Origin of the sequence: Pseudomonas sp. P108 (genome assembly GCF_032613195.1) — a bacterium.
GTDB lineage: Bacteria > Pseudomonadota > Gammaproteobacteria > Pseudomonadales > Pseudomonadaceae > Aquipseudomonas.
The window spans coordinates 321,993-338,819 of sequence record NZ_CP126691.1; the positions used below are offsets into that span (position 1 = coordinate 321,993).

16 protein-coding genes are annotated in these 16,827 nt (G+C 58.3%); 12 read left to right on the forward strand and 4 right to left on the reverse strand.

Going from position 1 to position 16,827, the window contains the following annotated elements; translation table 11 throughout:
* Positions 1–16: 16 nt before the first annotated feature.
* Entirely contained in the window at positions 17–562 is a 546-nt protein-coding gene (gene rfbC, locus QOM10_RS01395; RefSeq protein ID WP_127925462.1) for a dTDP-4-dehydrorhamnose 3,5-epimerase, read from the reverse strand.
* A 166-nt stretch (positions 563–728) separates the two neighbouring features.
* On the opposite strand from rfbC, the gene QOM10_RS01400 reads away from it, so the two are divergent.
* The 4 genes from QOM10_RS01400 (at position 729) to QOM10_RS01415 (ending at position 6,399) form a co-directional block, all read left to right on the forward strand.
* Complete coding sequence (locus tag QOM10_RS01400; protein WP_316917460.1) at positions 729–3,641, forward strand: aminotransferase; 2,913 nt, start codon at positions 729–731, stop codon at positions 3,639–3,641.
* A 309-nt stretch (positions 3,642–3,950) separates the two neighbouring features.
* Positions 3,951–4,829 (forward strand): N-carbamoylputrescine amidase, encoded by an 879-nt coding sequence (gene aguB, locus QOM10_RS01405; RefSeq protein WP_150750194.1) that lies wholly within the window; start codon positions 3,951–3,953, stop codon positions 4,827–4,829.
* Positions 4,830–4,834: 5 nt separating this feature from the next.
* Positions 4,835–5,941, forward strand: coding sequence for an agmatine deiminase (aguA, locus tag QOM10_RS01410; protein WP_127925465.1), 1,107 nt, complete (start codon positions 4,835–4,837; stop codon positions 5,939–5,941).
* Between the two features lie 245 nt (positions 5,942–6,186).
* Positions 6,187–6,399 carry a hypothetical protein gene (locus QOM10_RS01415; RefSeq protein ID WP_127925466.1) on the forward strand — a complete coding sequence of 71 codons (213 nt, stop codon included), beginning with the start codon at positions 6,187–6,189 and terminating at the stop codon, positions 6,397–6,399.
* Positions 6,400–6,586: 187 nt separating this feature from the next.
* Here the strand turns inward: QOM10_RS01415 and QOM10_RS01425 are convergent, their stop codons facing one another.
* Positions 6,587–8,680: a TonB-dependent siderophore receptor gene (locus QOM10_RS01425; RefSeq protein ID WP_316917461.1), complete on the reverse strand. Its 2,094-nt coding sequence runs from the start codon at positions 8,678–8,680 to the stop codon at positions 6,587–6,589.
* Positions 8,681–8,935: 255 nt separating this feature from the next.
* On the opposite strand from QOM10_RS01425, the gene QOM10_RS01430 reads away from it, so the two are divergent.
* The 6 genes from QOM10_RS01430 to QOM10_RS01455 all read left to right on the forward strand — a co-directional run bounded on the left by QOM10_RS01430 (position 8,936) and on the right by QOM10_RS01455 (position 13,664).
* Positions 8,936–9,604: a DsbA family protein gene (locus QOM10_RS01430; protein ID WP_316917462.1), complete on the forward strand. Its 669-nt coding sequence runs from the start codon at positions 8,936–8,938 to the stop codon at positions 9,602–9,604.
* Positions 9,605–9,899: 295 nt separating this feature from the next.
* Positions 9,900–11,219: an OprD family porin gene (locus tag QOM10_RS01435; RefSeq protein WP_038359882.1), complete on the forward strand. Its 1,320-nt coding sequence runs from the start codon at positions 9,900–9,902 to the stop codon at positions 11,217–11,219.
* A 232-nt stretch (positions 11,220–11,451) separates the two neighbouring features.
* On the forward strand, positions 11,452–12,198 hold the full coding sequence (locus QOM10_RS01440) for a 2OG-Fe dioxygenase family protein (protein ID WP_316917463.1): 747 nt from the start codon (positions 11,452–11,454) through the stop codon (positions 12,196–12,198).
* Between the two features lie 79 nt (positions 12,199–12,277).
* Positions 12,278–12,655 (forward strand): GNAT family N-acetyltransferase, encoded by a 378-nt coding sequence (locus QOM10_RS01445; protein ID WP_053116558.1) that lies wholly within the window; start codon positions 12,278–12,280, stop codon positions 12,653–12,655.
* The gene (locus tag QOM10_RS01450; protein WP_316917464.1) at positions 12,652–13,368 is read left to right on the forward strand and encodes an AzlC family ABC transporter permease; all 717 of its coding nucleotides are present in this window, start codon (positions 12,652–12,654) and stop codon (positions 13,366–13,368) included. Before QOM10_RS01445 ends, QOM10_RS01450 begins: the two co-directional genes overlap by 4 nt.
* Complete coding sequence (locus QOM10_RS01455) at positions 13,347–13,664, forward strand: AzlD domain-containing protein (protein WP_007952614.1); 318 nt, start codon at positions 13,347–13,349, stop codon at positions 13,662–13,664. Before QOM10_RS01450 ends, QOM10_RS01455 begins: the two co-directional genes overlap by 22 nt.
* On the opposite strand, the gene QOM10_RS01460 is transcribed toward QOM10_RS01455, so the two are convergent.
* Entirely contained in the window at positions 13,581–14,507 is a 927-nt protein-coding gene (locus QOM10_RS01460) for a LysR family transcriptional regulator (protein ID WP_008080520.1), read from the reverse strand. The genes QOM10_RS01455 and QOM10_RS01460 overlap by 84 nt on opposite strands.
* A gap of 858 nt (positions 14,508–15,365) precedes the next feature.
* Between QOM10_RS01460 and QOM10_RS01465 the strand changes: the two genes are divergently transcribed.
* A complete protein-coding gene (locus QOM10_RS01465) occupies positions 15,366–15,773 on the forward strand; it encodes an MbcA/ParS/Xre antitoxin family protein (RefSeq protein WP_316917465.1) in 408 nt (135 codons plus the stop codon).
* An 11-nt stretch (positions 15,774–15,784) separates the two neighbouring features.
* A complete protein-coding gene (locus QOM10_RS01470) occupies positions 15,785–16,450 on the forward strand; it encodes an RES family NAD+ phosphorylase (RefSeq protein WP_410479214.1) in 666 nt (221 codons plus the stop codon).
* Between the two features lie 42 nt (positions 16,451–16,492).
* Here QOM10_RS01470 and QOM10_RS01475 read toward each other — a convergent pair whose 3' ends face one another.
* Positions 16,493–16,774, reverse strand: a complete 282-nt coding sequence (locus QOM10_RS01475; protein ID WP_316917467.1) for a DUF3077 domain-containing protein — start codon at positions 16,772–16,774, stop codon at positions 16,493–16,495.
* Positions 16,775–16,827: the final 53 nt, after the last annotated feature.

Here is a 16,827-nt window from a genome sequence, read left to right on the forward strand (position 1 = left end):
CGCATTATGCCCGGCCTCAGGCGAAGACGTCAGCGTCCTTGAGCAGCGCTGCGGCTTGGTCCTTGGCGGACAGCTTCGGCGCTTCGTCCAGCTGCCAGTCGATACCCAGAGCCGGGTCATCCCAGCGAATGCTGCGCTCGGACGATGGGTCGTAGTAGTTGGTGGTCTTGTAGAGGAATTCGGCGAACTCGCTCAGCACCACAAAACCATGGGCGAAACCTTCCGGCACCCACAGTTGACGATGGTTTTCAGCCGACAGACGCACCGCCACCGATTTGCCGAAGTGCGGCGAACTGCGGCGGATGTCCACGGCGACATCCAGTACTTCACCAACGGTCACGCGGACCAGTTTGCCCTGGGTGTTTTGCAGTTGGTAATGCAGGCCACGCAACACGCCTTTTTGCGAGCGCGAGTGGTTGTCCTGCACGAATTGCGTGTCCAGACCGGTGGCGTCCTGGAACGACTTGGCATTGAAGCTCTCGTAGAAAAAACCGCGCTCGTCACCAAACACCTTCGGTTCGATGATCAGGACACCGGGCAGGTCGGTGGTGATTACATTCATGAGGATTTCCATAGGCAGGTGTGAATGGCCGACATTCTTGCGCAAAGTGTCGGAGGGTGCGAGTGCTGCAAGACAAATAGCCCGTATACCTTTGCGCGGTTGGGGGTTGCGGATCCCGTCCAGCAATGGCGATATAGGCGCCTAATAACATTTCAGGGGTCGTTTCATGCCGCTCGCCACGTTGATTCATCGCGCCAGTTTGCCCAGCCCGCAGGTGTCTGCCGAGCAGGCCCGGCAATGGCTGGCGGAACACTACGGACTCAGCGGCACTTTGCAGGCCCTTGGCAGTCAGCAGGATCTGAATTTTCGCGTCGACAGTCCACGCGGGCGGTTCGTGCTGAAAATCTGCCGTGGCGATTACGCCTTGGTGGAGCTGCAAGCCCAGCATGCGGGCCTCAAGTATCTGGCCGAGCACGCGGTGGTGACGGTGCCGCGGGTGATTGCGGCCAATAATAGCGAGGATCTGCTGTCGCTGGAGGTTGGGGGCGAAGCCGTTCATGTGCGGCTGCTGGATTACATCGAGGGGCAGCCGCTCACGCATCTCGATCACTTGGGTCGTGATGTGGTGGCGGGTTTTGGCCGGCTCTGCGGTGAGATGGATCTGGCGCTGGCTGGGTTCGACCATCCGGGCCTTGAGCGCACGTTGCAGTGGGATGCCCGCCACGCCAGTGCACTGATCAGCCATCTGCTGCCGGTGATCAAGGATGAGCAACAACGGACATTGATCGCCGATGCCGCCGAACAGGCCGAGCGCCGTTTGCAGCCGTTGCGGGGCAAGCTGCCGGTGCAGGCGATCCATATGGACATCACCGATGACAACGCCGTTTGGGCGCGCGATGCCCAGCGTCACTGGCAGTTGCAGGGTGTGATCGACTTTGGCGATCTGGTGCGCACCTGGCGTATCACCGATCTGTCGGTGACCTGTGCGGCGTTGCTGCATCACGCCGCTGGCGATCCGTTTGTCATCCTGCCGGCGGTGCAGGCCTACCACGCGGTCAATCCGCTGCAGCATGAGGAGCTGCAAGCGCTGTGGCCATTGATCGTCGCGCGCGCAGCGGTGCTGGTGCTCAGTGGCGAGCAACAGGTCAGCATCGACCCGGCGAATACTTACAGCCGCGACAACCTCAGCCATGAGTGGGAAATCTTCAGGGTGGCGATATCGGTGCCACAGGCGCTGATGGAAGCGGCGATCCTCACTGCCGTCGGTCACGCATTGCCGGCGATCGACAGCGAAGGGTTTGCGCCCTTGCTGCCCGGTCTGGTCGGCCGCGAGTTTGCGCTGATCGATCTCGGTGTCCTGAGTCCGCACTTCGAGGCCGGCAACTGGGAGCAGGAGGGTATCGATCAGCACCTGTTGAACGAAGCGGCGGCGGCCCATGGTTTGGCGGCGAGCCGTTATGGTCAGTACCGTTTGTCGCGCACTCGTCCCGACAGTGCCGTTGAACCGGATACCTTCCCGCTGCACGTGGAATTGCGCGTGCCCGATGGCACCACCGTGGAGGCGCCGTTCGCTGGCGTCGTGCATCAGGCCGCAGACGGTGTGCTGCAACTCGATGGCCCGCAACTCAGTGTTCGTCTGTGGGGCGTGACACCTTCGCTGCACAGCGGCGCGGCGCTGGTCAAAGGGCAAGTACTGGGCGCGGTCAACGGCCCGCTGCGGGTGCAGTTGTGCCGAGGCGCGCAGCTCAATGCGCCGTTGTTTTGCACACCGACGCATGCTCCGGCGTGGCAGGCGCTGTGCCCATCGCCCGCTGCGTTGTTGGGGCTTGCCTGTGATGCCGAGCCGGAGCTGGACGCGAAAACCCTGCTCGAACGCCGCGATGCCAGTTTCGCCCGCACGCAAAAACACTATTACATCGACCCGCCGCGTATCGAACGCGGCTGGCGCAATCATCTGATCGACATGCAGGGCCGCTCCTATCTGGACATGCTCAACAACGTTGCGGTGCTCGGTCACGGTCACCCGCGCATGGCAGCGGTCGCGGCTCGTCAGTGGTCGTTGCTCAACACCAACTCGCGCTTCAATTATGCGGCGGTCGCCGAATTCTCCGAGCGCTTGCTGAAACTGGCACCGGAAGGCATGGATCGAGTGTTTCTGGTCAACAGCGGTAGCGAGGCCAATGACCTGGCGATTCGTCTGGCGTGGGCCTACAGCGGCGGGCGCGACATGCTCAGCGTACTCGAGGCGTATCACGGCTGGACGGTCGGCGCTGATGCGGTTTCGACCTCGATAGCCGACAACCCGCGAGCCCTGGAAAGTCGCCCGGACTGGGTGCATCCCGTGACGGCGCCAAACACCTATCGCGGTGAGTTCCGTGGCCTCGATTCGGCGCCAGAGTATGTGCGCAGCGTTGAGCGTCATTTGGAAAAGCTTGCCGAGCAGAAGCGCCAATTGGCCGGATTCATCTGCGAACCGGTTTATGGCAATGCTGGCGGTATTTCGCTGCCGCCGGGATATTTGAAACAGGTGTACGCGCTGGTCCGTGCGCAGGGCGGTGTGTGCATCGCCGACGAAGTGCAGGTCGGTTACGGGCGCATGGGCCACTTCTTCTGGGGGTTTGAAGAGCAGGGCGTGGTGCCGGACATCATCTGCATGGCCAAGGGTATGGGCAATGGTCAACCGCTGGGCGCGGTCATCACTCGCCGGGAAATTGCCGAAGCGCTGGAGGCTGAGGGTTACTTCTTCTCGTCAGCGGGTGGCAGCCCGGTCAGTTGCCAGATCGGCATGGCGGTGCTCGATGTCATGGAAGAAGAAAAACTCTGGGAGAACGCGCAAGTGGTCGGTGGCCACTTCAAGGTGCGGCTCGAAGCGTTGATCGATAAACATCCGCTGGTGGGGGCGGTGCACGGTTCCGGGTTCTATCTGGGGCTGGAGCTGATCCGCAATCGCGAGACGCTGGAGCCGGCGAGCGAGGAAACCGCGTTGCTGTGCGATCGCCTGCGCGAGTTGGGGATTTTCATGCAGCCGACCGGTGATGATCTGAACATTCTCAAGATCAAGCCACCGATGGTGACGTCGCGTCAGAGTGTGGATTTCTTTGTCGATATGCTCGACCGAGTCCTCACCGAGGGCCTGTAAGCCCTCACGCTGACCTCCTGTGGGAGCGAGCCTGCTCGCGAAAGCGGTTTCTCATTCAACAACTGTGTTGATTGATCAATCGCCTTCGCGAGCAGGCTCGCTCCCACACTTGTTTTTCGCTTTCTAATTCGATTTGTATCGGCTTTTATTGAATTTATTTAGACGAAAGGCATTTAACAAGCTTCTAAAGCCGATATTTATCGGTTATAAAGTCGCCATTGCTCCGGCATGGCGATCTCATGTCCGGTGCGCGCGTTTTTCTTTTCGGTCGAATTGTCGGCCGTCGAAGCACCTGCCCGGAGATGATTCATGAGCCGTATCGTTACCGTCGCCGCCACTCAGATGGCCTGTTCGTGGGATCTGCAAGCCAACCTCGAAATCGCTGAAAGGCTGGTGCGTGAAGCCGCCGCCAAAGGCGCGCAGATCATCCTGATTCAGGAGCTGTTCGAGGCGCCGTATTTCTGCCAGAAGCCGAACCCGGACTACCTGCAACTGGCGACGACGGTGGAAGACAACGTTGCGATCAAGCACTTCCAGAAAGTCGCCAAAGAGCTGCAAGTGGTGCTGCCGATCAGCTTCTATGAACTGGCCGGCCGCGCGCGTTTCAACAGCATCGCGATCATCGACGCCGACGGCAGCAATCTCGGGATTTATCGTAAAAGTCACATCCCGGACGGCCCGGGCTACCACGAGAAGTATTACTTCAACCCGGGCGACACCGGTTTCAAAGTGTGGAATACGCGTTACGCGAAAATCGGCGTGGGCATCTGCTGGGATCAGTGGTTCCCGGAAGCCGCGCGCAGCATGGCGTTGCAAGGGGCGGAAATCCTCTTCTATCCAACGGCAATTGGCAGCGAGCCGCACGACAAGACCATCTCGTCGCGCGATCACTGGCAGCGTGTGCAGCAGGGCCATGCCGGCGCCAACCTGATGCCGCTGATTGCCAGCAACCGCATCGGCAACGAAGAACAGGACGGCTACGACATCACGTTCTATGGCTCTTCGTTCATCGCCAACCAGTTTGGCGAAAAAGTGCAGGAGCTGAATAAAACCGAAGAAGGTATTCTTGTGCACACTTTCAACCTCGACGAGCTCGAACATATTCGCAGCGCGTGGGGTTCATTCCGTGACCGCCGTCCGAACCTGTACGGTGCGTTGAAAACCCTCGACGGTTCCCTGGAGTCCTGATCCCGATGACCACCTTGAAAAGTACCCCGCGCGCCGACGGCTTTCACATGCCGGCCGAGTGGGCGCCGCAGACGCAGACCTGGATGATCTGGCCCGAGCGCCCGGACAACTGGCGTCTGGGCGGCAAACCGGCGCAAGCCGCACACGCTGCGGTGGCCAAAGCCATCGCGCGTTTTGAACCGGTAACCGTGGCCGTGTCCGCTGGCCAATACGAAAACGCCCGCGCGCGTCTCGACGTGCCGAATATCCGCGTGGTCGAGATGTCCAGCGATGACGCCTGGGTACGCGACAGCGGCCCGACCTTCGTCATCAACAACAGCGGCGAAGTGCGCGGTGTGAACTGGGACTTCAACGCCTGGGGCGGTTTCGACGGCGGTCTGTACTCGCCATGGAACCGTGATTCGCAGGTTGGCGGCAAGATCCTCGAGATCGAGCGCAGCCCGCGTTATCGCACTGAAGGTTTCGTGCTTGAAGGCGGCTCGATTCACGTCGACGGCGAAGGCACGCTGATCACCACCGAAGAATGCCTGCTCAACCGCAATCGCAACCCGCATCTGGGTCGCGAAGAGATTGAAGCGGTGCTCAGCGCCAATCTGACTGTGGATAAAATCATCTGGCTGCCGGACGGTTTGTTCAACGACGAAACCGACGGCCATGTGGATAACTTCTGCTGCTACGTGCGTCCGGGCGAAGTATTGCTGGCGTGGACTGATGATCCGCAGGACCCGAACTACCCGCGCTGCCAGGCGGCAATGAAAGTCCTGCAAAGCAGCACTGATGCCAAGGGTCGCCCGTTCACGGTGCACAAAATGCCGATTCCGGGGCCGCTGTACGCGACCGAAGAAGAGTGCGCCGGCGTCGATCCGGTGGATGGTACACAGGAGCGTAATCCTTCCGTACGCCTGGCCGGTTCTTACGTGAACTTCCTGATCGTCAACGGCGGCATCATCGCGCCGAGCTTCGACGATCCGATGGACGCCCCGGCAAAAGAGATTCTGCAGAAGCTGTTCCCTCAGCACGAAGTGGTGATGGTGCCGGGCCGTGAACTGTTACTGGGTGGCGGCAATATTCACTGCCTTACCCAACAGCAACCCGCGCCGCACAAAGAGTGAGTTGAGTTGTAACAGCTTGAGTTGATTAACAAATCAGCCGGGCAGTGATTAGCTCGCTATGCATCAACTGAGGCCCGCAGCCCGACAGGACTGCGGGCTTCTTTGTATCCGCTTGTCGACAAATGAGAAACCTTGGCATAGGTCTTGTATCCGACAAAGGGCACTAGGGAGGGGGAAGAACTTCAACAGTTCTGTCATAAACCTTGGATAACGTAGCCGCTCACGAACGGGGAGAGAGCGCTGAAATGAACGCCGAAGTGAACGTAGTCAGCGAGCGGACGTTGCATCCCATGGCCGTTAACGGCGAATCGCTCCAGATTGTCGCGCACTGGTTGAAGTCCAATGGAACGCGTCAGATCAGGCAACCTGATCCGCGCCGGATGATGATTGAGCGTTACCCCGCTGGCCTGTTCAGCGAGGCCGAACTGGATGCGTTGTGGGCTGTGATGGAGGGATAAGAAGAACAACAGGGATTGGTCAAAGCGCTGCCGGGATGGCGGCGCTTTTTTATGCACGATTATTTTGTACGCACCCACTCAATGTGGGAGCGAGCCTGCTCGCGAATGCGGTGGATCAGTTAACAACGATGTCGACTGACCCGACGCTTTCGCGAGCAGGCTCGCTCCCACAGGGATGTGTGTGAAATCAGAAACTGTAGGTGCCGGTCATCACGACGCTGCGCGGTGCGCCCGGTTGGATTTGATACTGGCTGGTCGCCGATGCGTAGTAATCACGATCGGTGATGTTGTTCAGCGCCGCGCGCAAATCCCAATCCTTGAAGCGGTAACCGAGCAGCGCATCCCAGCGGCCATAACCCGGCAACACGGTGGTGTTGGCGTTATCGGCATAGCGTTGGCCAACCAGGGTCAGACCGGTTTCGCCATACCAGCCCATCTCCGGTTTCCAGGTCAGGAACAGGCTGCCGTTGCGTTTGGCGACGTTATTGATGCGTTTGCCTTCCAGGCCGTTGTTGTCCTTCTCGATCTTCGCGTCCTGCATGCCGACGCCACCGCGCATGTACCAGTTGCCGACAATGTTGCCAGTGGCCGTCAACTCGATCCCGCGCGAGCGCTGCAGACCGGACATCACGGTCAAGGTCGGGTCGTTTGGATCGGTGGTGCGGCGGTTGTAGAGTTCCAGGTCATAGATCGCCAGCGTGGTACTCAAGCGATCGTCGAACCAGTCGCTCTTCACGCCGATTTCTTTCTGCTTGGTCAGCTCGGGGCTGAGATCGTTGGTGTTGCCGGCCGCACCCGGGGTGATGCCGATCAAGCCACCGCCGACTGGCGAAAACGTCTTCGACCACGAAGCGTAGAACGAATGGTTCTGCAACGGCGTCCAGACCAGCCCGACGCGCGGGCTGGTGCTGTGGCTGTCGCGGTCTTCCGAGATGTTGCGCAGCTTGTTGGTCGACTCGATATCGAAGGTGTCGTAGCGTAAACCGGCGAGCAGTTGCCATTGGTCGTTCAGGCGCAGTTGGTCCTGGACGTACACCGCGCGACTTTCGACTTCAGTGTGGCTGCTGCTGGAGACCTGCATGCTGCCGGTGTGGCGCAGATCGCGATTCGGGCTGTAGAGGTCGAGCGACGGCACGGGCTGCGCGCCCGGGGTTCTGCCAGTGGCGGCGTTGTACAACTTTGGATCGCGGCGCTGGCTGCCGATCTCGATGCCGGTGAGCAGACGATGTTCCAGGCCGAAGGTATCGAATCCGCCTTCCAGTTCAACGTTGTTGTAGACGTTGCGGGTGGTCAGATCCTGCTGCCAGTGTTGACGCGTGACCTTGTTGGTCGCCGGGGTGTAACCGGTGAGGTAGGTGTTGTCGAAATCGCTGTCGAGATTGAACACGCCGAGGGTCTGGCGCAGTTGCCAGTTGTCGTTGATTTCGTAAGTGAGTTTCGAGCGCAGCGATTGCGACTTGTCATCGATGAAGTCGTGATCGTTGCCATAGGTCGTGTCGCTCCCGACATCCGCCGGGCGTCCGTTGACGCCGGGGATGCCACGATCCGGGGTGCGGTTGTAGCGGCTGTATTCGTACTGCACCAGCCAGTTCAGGTCCGGCGTCAGTTGCCAGCTCATCGACGGCGCGAACAGTTGGCGGTTGCCACTGACGCCGTCGCGGAAGCTGTTTTCATCCATGTTGCCCATGTTCAGGCGCAGGCTGATGTTTTCGCTCGGATCAGTGCTGAGGTCGGCGTAAAGGCTGCGCAAATCTTCGCTGCCAGCCTGGGCCTCGATGGTCGAGCGACGGCCGAATTCCGGCATCTTGCTCACGCGGTTGACGATCCCGCCCTGACTGCCACGGCCGTACAGCACGGCGGCCGGGCCTTTGAGCACTTCGACGCGTTCGATGTTGTGCAGGTCGCGCTTGTATTGGCTGTCGTCGCGGATGCCGTCCAGATAGAAATCGTTGCTGGCATCAAAGCCGCGAATACGCAGGCTGTCGAAGCGGGTGTCGGCGCTGCTGCTGACGTTGGGCATGCCGCTCAAGGCGTCGGCGATGTCATTGGTGCCGTAGTTGGCGACGTTCGAAGTCTTGATCGAATCGATCGCCTGCGGCACATAGCGCACGGGCGTCGAGGTGCGGGTCGCGGTGCTGCTGAGCTTTACCCGCGGGTCATCGGCTTGCGCTTCGGCGCTGATCGCGGTGGCGGGTAACTCGGTCGCCGAATAGGCAAAACCACTGGACAGAAAAGCAGAAAGCCCAAGGGTGACGGGCGTAAGACGGAACGGGGCAGGCATTGAAAAGCGCATCCGAGAGGGTGGAGGAATTCGATCGCGCGAATGGTAATGCTTTGCATTTACTTCCGTTAATTATTCCTTATAAGTTCCCTGGTCTGATTGTTTCAATTTGTGTCCAGTTCGACACAATCTGACCGACCAGACAATTCGACCGATTCGCGAAACAGACTGAAAGCCATTCCGGCGTTTTTCTGCACGGGTGCGAGGACTAATCTGCCGCCATCGATTTTCCTGACTTGCTGCCGGAGCTTTCCCATGATTCTTCATTACATCTACGACCCGTTGTGTGGCTGGTGTTATGGCGCCAAGCCGCTGGTTGAAGCCGCGCAACAGGTGCTGCCGGTGATTGTCCATGCTGGAGGCATGATGAGTGGCGCCAACCGCCAGCCGGTTTCCTCGCAACTGCGCGATTACGTCTTGCCCCACGACCGACGCATTGCCGAATACACCGGCCAGCCTTTTGGCGAGGCGTATTTCGACGGTTTACTGCGCGATCACTCAGCGGTGTTCGATTCGACGCCACCGATTGCGGCGGTCATGGCGGCCGAAGCCATCGACCGAGGCGGTCTGCGCATGTTGGGGCGCTTGCAGACCGCGCACTATGTGGAAGGGCGACGCATTGCTGATTCAGCCGTGCTGTTGGAATTGGCGATGCAGATTGGCTATGCGCAGGAAGATTTCCACATTGCGTTTGAGTCCGTTGATAGCGAGGGGCATATAAAAGCCAGTCGCCAGTTTTTGGCTCAATTGAGCGGCCAGGGTTTTCCAACGATTGCTCTGGAGCAGAAAGGCACAATCCAATTGGTCGACATCAGTCCCTGGCTGGGCAAGCCGCAGGCATTTGCCGATTGGTTGAAACAGGCAATCGTCCTCGATGAGCCAGGCGAAGTCTCTGCACTGTGTGCGATCGATGGGTGTGCGTGACGCACCGGATTCACTGGCTGTGTGCATTTCCCAGCAAGGAGTCAGCGCAAAATTTACGTTTCTTAGACGATTTTTACCTATTTAAAGACGATTCTTGAAATTGACACATTGTTCAGGGCGCGGCTACGATTCGGCCCAACGCCTGTGGCCAACCGCCATGACTCAAAATAAGGAGCAGGCCCGCCATCACGTTCTCGTGGGCGGGCCTTTTTGTTTCGGGGTGAATAAAAGAGTGCAAAAGCGCCGTTTCCGCCGTTCGACACAGCGCGTTTCAACCCGTAATAAGGAAAACAAAATGTTGAACAAGCGAATCAGTCTGATCGCACTGGGGATGTTGAGCGCCACTCAGGCCATGGCTAACGACCAGGCCGAGTCCAAGGGTTTTGTTGAAGACAGCAGCCTCAAAGTGCTGCTGCGCAATGCTTACATCAATCGTGATTACAAAGATGGTCGTCCGGACAAAGCCGAGTGGGGCCAAGCGGCCATCGGTACGTTCTCGTCCGGTTTCACCCAAGGCACCGTGGGTGTCGGTGTTGACGCTTTCGGTCTGTACGCACTGCGTCTGGACGGTGGTGAAGGTCGCACCGGCGCGCAAGGTATCGACTTTTTCAAGCAAGCTGATCATGCGCCTGGCGGCAGTGATAAAGCGGCCAATGACCTGTCCAAGGGCGGTGCAGCCGTCAAATTCCGTATTTCCAATACGGTGCTGACCTACGGCGACCAAATGCCGGCCTTGCCGGTACTCAGCTACGACAACTCGCGTCTGTTGCCGGAAAGCTACACCGGTACGTTGATCACTTCCAAAGAGATCAAAGGCCTGGAGCTGAACGCCGGTCGTTTCACCGCTGAATCGCGCAAGAGCGCTGAAGGCCGTGACAGCGGTGGTCTGAAGTCGATCAACGTATTGGGCGGTAGCTACCAGTTCACCGAGAACTTCAAAGGCGCGTTGTACGCTTCCGACGTCGAAGACGTATTGAAGAAACAATACGTTAATGCCAACTACGTGCTGCCGTTCAACAAGGATCAGTCGCTGACCCTGGACTTCAACGGCTACCGCACCAAGCTGGATAGCTCGTACGTTCGCGAAAACACCGTTCCGGGCGAAAGCATCGTGACCGGTCGCGACAACAAGATCTGGAGCCTGGCTGCAACGTTCGCCACTGGCCCGCACTCGTTCACCGTGGCGCACCAACGCTCCACCGGCGACAGCAACCTGGGCTACGCCTACGGCGGCTACCAGAAAGAACAGGGTCGTGTCGGCGACGGCGGCAACACGATTTACCTGGCCAACTCCTACTGGTCCGACTTCAACGCTGAAGACGAACGTAGCTGGCAATTGGGCTACGGCCTCGATTTCGGCGCATTCGGCGTCCCGGGCCTGAGCTACAACTTTGCCTACGTGCGTGGCGACAACATCACCACGTCTACCAGCGAAGGCGGCACCGAGCGGGAAATCTTCAACCAGTTCAAGTACGTCGTGCAAAGCGGCCCGGCCAAAGACCTGAGCGTGAAGTTGCGCAGCTCGATCCTGCGCGTGTCGCAGAAATCCAGCGAGTACAACGTCAGCGGCAACGAGCTGCGTGTGTTCGTGGATTACCCGATCAATATCTTCTGATGCCTGATCAAGTGTAAGAAACATGAGAAAAACCCCGACTGGTTCGGGGTTTTTTTTCGACGGTTTTTCGATGAAAACCGGAAAAAAACCGTGTTTTTGTCATGTAAAAGTTGTTTTCAGGTGACTGCAAACGCCGTTTCAAACAGGGCTTTAAATGCCTGAAATTCTTTCTCATGGACGCAAATTCTCCACCTAATAGATTAGGCCGCTCAACGCAGCGGAGAATTTGGTAATGATCGTTTTGAACAGAGAAGTGGGCGAATCGCTACGGCGCGACAAATATGTCAACGTCCAGGGTGGTGACTTCAATCTCTACGGTCATTTTGCCGACTTCGTCAGACTGACCAAAAGTTGGGAAAACATGGAGCCTGACAGCTACTACGGTCAGGCCGAAGCCGGCATGCGTTACCGTCGTTACAGCGACTTTGAGTACAACCCCAAGACGCGCGAGTTGAAGCAGCTCGAGCATCGCGCCTACGTGCAGTCGAAAGAGAACAACGCCTATGTCGGCGGCCTGGTGCGGCACTTCCAGGATTTCTCCGATGAAGTGATTACTTCGCCGGTGATGCGCAGCCTGATCGACACCGATTTTGAAGTGTACAAAAGCGTACTGCCGGAAGAGCTGCACGATGAAATCTGGCAGTGCCAGATCCACCAGATCCGCATCGAGATCAAACCCGGCAAACAACTGGAAATCACCCCTGAAGGCATTCACTGCGACGGCTATCCATTCAGTGGTGTGCACTTCTGGGGCCGCAGCAATGTCGAGGGCGCGGAAAGTCGTCTGTACGACATCCACGAGCATCAACTGGCGTCGACCACCTACCAGGAAATTCTCGACACCACTTACTTCCTTGACCGCGATATGCGCCACTACGTGACACCAGCGCGCAACAATCACACCCATGCCATGGCGTATCGGCAGATTCTGGCGATTTCCTTCTCGCGGCCCGGGACCGCTTTCGACATTGTTCGCTAATCAGATCACCCCAATCGACGGCGTCGAGTGCTCGACGCCGGTGGTGCTGCGACGCGCCACGGCCAAGGATGCGCAGCGCATGGAGCGCTTCTTCCGCCAGTTCGACGAAGTGTCCTTCTGCGAATGGCAGGACGCCAAGTGCCTGCGCGGCGTGCTGATCCAGAAAACCACCACGTCCTATCTTGCCTTCGACGTCGCTGGCGAAATCGTCGGCGCGGTGCTCGGTGGCATGCTCGGCAGTCGCGGCACCATCAACCACCTGGCCGTCAGCCCGCGCTATCGCAGCCAAGGCGTCGGTCAACGACTGGTTGAAGCGGCGTCGTCGGACATGAAACGCGTCGGTGTGTTACGGATGTTTCTGTTCGTCGACGATGCTAACCTCGCGGGCAAGCGTTTTTGGACTGCCCAGGGTTTTTGCGAGCCCCATGGCGAACGGACATTTGAGAGGGATCTATGAATGAAACGTCCGGCAGTGCGCCGTTGATGGTCAACCATCATCCGTCGCGCACGTTTGCCGAAGCCAGCCCGGTGGTCGCCGGTTATTTCACGGTGTCATTCGTGTTCGGGTTGATGGCCGTCAACGCCGGGTTGCCGATGTGGCTGCCAGTGGCGATGTGTTTGTTCGTATATGCCGGCGCTTCGCAATTCGCCGCGCTGGCGCTGATCTCCAGCGGCGCCTCGCTGACGACTATCGTACTGACCACTTTCCTGATCAACGCGCGGCACATGTTGATGTCGGTTTACATGGCCAAGGCTCTGCGCGCACTCGGCTTGAGCCGCATGGAGCGCTGGGCTTACGCCGGTGGCCTGACGGACGAATCCTTCGCGTTCCATAGCGTCAAACTCGGCACTGGCGCACCGGTCAACGTGCGTTATCTGATCGGCTTCAACTTGTTCTGCCACACCTCGTGGGTGCTTGGCGGTTTGCTCGGCGCGGTCTGTGCGCAGTACGCGGCGCACCTGATCAAGTATCAGCTCGACTACGCCCTGACGGCGATGATGCTCTACGTGCTGGTGTCGCTGTGCAACACCCGCAACAAACTCATCGCCGCTGCGGCCGCTGTGCTGTGCATGGGCGCGTTGAGTCTGGTCGGCAGCTCGCCGTTCAATGTGTTTATCGCCACGTTTGTGGGCTGCGGAGTGGGTGTATGCCTGACCAAACGTTCCTGATTCTGGTGGTCGCGCTGATGATGGCCGTGACCTTCCTGCCACGCGCCCTGCCACTGCAAGTCAATACCGAGCACTGGCCGCCGTTCGTTGCGCGCGCGCTGGAATACCTGCCGGTGGCGATCGTCGCTGCGATCAGCCTGACTCCCTTGTTGATCAAGGATCAGCACATACAGCTCGATCGCCCGGAATTCTATGCCGCAATTCCGACGTTGTTATGTGCGTATTTCAGCAAAAACCTCTTTCTCAGTGTGGCGGTTGGGACGGCTGCGTACATTGCGCTCGGCTCGTTCATGTAGCGGCAGATCGACGACGTCGCTCAGCGCCTGGCTCGACAACTCCGGATTGTTCACCGCCAGGCGAACTTCGAGGAAATCCTCGAACCCGGGGAAAATCGTCAGACCGTTCTTCTGCGCGGCCTCACGGGAGACCATGCCGACCGCGTCCATCTGCGTGATCAGCGACAGCGTCAACGTTTCACTGCACGAATAGACCATGCGCTGGCCGTTCTCGTGATTGCCCAGCCCGGCGTCGAGAAAACGCAGAAAGCTGTGGGAATACGGACAATCTTCCGCAGGACGTACCTGAAACTTGTTGCCCAGCAAGGTCAGTGGATCATTCTCCTGACCGCAATGCGCGCCGACCACCTGCACCTGCACATCGGGCAAGACAATGCTCGGCAAACCCGGCCGCTGCGGGCCGATCAGCACCGCGAGGTCAAAGTCTTCGTTCTTCAGCTTGCTGAGGTTTTCCATCGACTCGGCGTAGCTGAATTCCATCTGATAATCGGGAAACACCTCGATCAGGCGTCCGATCATTCGCCGGTTGAAGTCCGGCGACAGGGTGTTGTTCAACGCAACCTTCAACGTGCGCTGGCCCGGCACTTTCAATGCCTCGACTTTCTCTTCCATCTGTCGCGTGGCAATCAGCACTTTGTCCATATACGGCGTCAGCTCAGTGCCTTGCGGCGTCAGCGTCAGCCCTTTGTTGGAACGTCGAAACAAGCGGAAACCGAACTGCTCTTCGACCTTGTTCAACTGCGCGGCCAACGCCTGCACAGTCAGGCACGAATGCTCGGCTGCGGCCGACAGCGAGCCGGTCTGCACGATGCGCATGAGGTTGCGTAAGGTTCTGCTATCCATGGGTAATGCCCTCTGAAGTGGGCTGGGTATTGTTGTTTACGAGACTGCCGGTCAGGCGCCATATGCTGGCTATATTCCTGTACCTGAGCATAGTTGTCGCGGGTTTAGTAGCGAATCGATGTCCCCGCCGATGGCTGGAGGCTGACACAGGATCGGGGTTTTTGGTGACGTGGGGGTGATGGGGGTCAAAAAAAGTGCGTGGTTTTGGTGCGTGGGGACGATTTTTCACGGGGAAATGGCTGACAACGTTAGTGGTTTTGGCCTGCGAAATACGTGGATGCGTCCTAGGCGAACTTGCGACCGAGCTGATAGCGGCGACTCGTCAAAGCAGATGAAGTAGCAGTGGGGAGGCATCAAGCCTATGTGGCTGCGGATCTGAATGAGGTGAGCGAATTGAGTACATCACAAGAAGCGGTTGATCTGGACTGACCAAGTGGCACCCGGCAGCACCAGGTTATTGAGATTCGAGAACGGCCTTCCGTTGCACGAATCCCTACGGATAAGACAGCTCAAGCGATGTTGGAAGCACTGAATATTCTGCAGCGGTTTGAGTCGGTCGACGGAATGCTCAAATAATTGAGGCAATAAAAAACCGACATCGCTGTCGGTCTTTTTTTACTCCCCAAATAGGGAAAGAGGTCTCACCCGGACACTGATCCTCAGGTCATCAGTGGGGTTCCTAACGCCGACTATCGCCACCTGATGGCAGTCGGTTTCGCGCTCTTGGGCCGATTCTCGGCATCGCGAGTAAAGCTGTCAATCTGGGTTTGGGTCATTGTCTCTACGCTTGCGAATCAGATTTATAAATTGGTTCATATCTGTACTAGTATGAAAGCAAATCAAATCAGGAGAGGCGCAATGACTACCTCATCCCCAGCCCTCATCCCACGTGAACAACTTGACGCCCCCGAAGCCGGCCGCGTCGCGCTGAAGTTCTTCTTCAACCTCATGGAGCGCTGGGGCTGCAGCGCCGAGCAGCAACGCACACTACTCGGCGGCGTCGGCAACACCACTTTCTACAAATACAAACACCTGCCGAACATACGTCTGCCCAATGACACGCTTGAGCGCATCTCTTACCTGATGGGTATTCACAAGGCGCTGAGTATCATCTTCAGCAACAGTCGCGACCGCGCCTACACGTGGGTCAGCAGCCCGAACACGGCGGCGCCGTTCAATGGGCAAACGGCGCTGGATTACATGCTGGCTGGGCGCGTGATCGATATCGCCGACGTTCGCCGCTACCTCGACGGGGTGCGCGGTTGAAAGTGCCTGATTTGGTGGATGTGCAATGGCCGCGAGCCTACCGGATCGTCAACAGCAGCTTCCCGCCGATTGCGCTGTTCGAAGATGTGCTCGATCCCGAAGACCTGGAAGTTGCCTACACGCTGGAAGCGCTGACCAATGATCGCCTGATCGAACAGGCCGGGGTTCTCGCCCGTGTGAGAACCGAAGACCGACTCTCCGGCCCCGGCTCGACTCCGGTGATGGCTGCGTTTACCCACATCGGCAAACGCAGTCGTTTCTGCGATGGCACCTTCGGCGTTTACTATGCTGCGAGCAGCCAAGCCGCGGCCATCTCCGAAACCTGTTATCACCAGGAACGATTTCTTGCGGCGACTCAGGAAGCGGATCTTGAGTTGACCATGCGGACTTACGTTAATCGGGTGGTTAAACCCTTACACGACATTCGTCACGATCACCCCGAGCTGCACAATCCGGATCCGGAGGCTTATGGGCCGTCTCAGCTATTCGCCCGTCAACTGCGCGAAACCGAGTCGTGGGGACTGCTCTACAACAGCGTTCGCCTACAGGGCCATGAATGTGTCGCCGCGTTTCGACCTCCAGCGGTATCGATTCCGAAGCAGGGCAAGCATTTGCGGTATGTGTGGAGTGCGAGTCAGCAGAAGATTTCGTTTGTGCTTGAGATCAGTCAGGTCTGAAACGCAAAAGCCCTCGCATCGGCGAGGGCCTGACACCGGCGTTCACATCAACGGCTTGTCCGGCGGCGGATCCATCACTTTCACGACATCATCGATCAGCGCTTTGCTCAATTCCTGCAAATACTGCGAGGCATAAGCGTGAAGATCAGGATCGCGCGAGACTGAAGTGTCCGCAGTGAGTAGTCGAGAGATGTGAAGCAAGTGTGAGGCGTGGGAAAGGGCGGCGATTACCGGCACACCACGATTGGTGCGAAACATTGCTTGATTGGAGTGGAAGGAAAAGTGGGTGAGGCCGAGGGTTTTCAGATCTTGAGAGTTGGTCATTTCGCTTCACCTGCCGTTGAGATAAGCGGGCGTGAAGTGATCGGTGTTGCTGA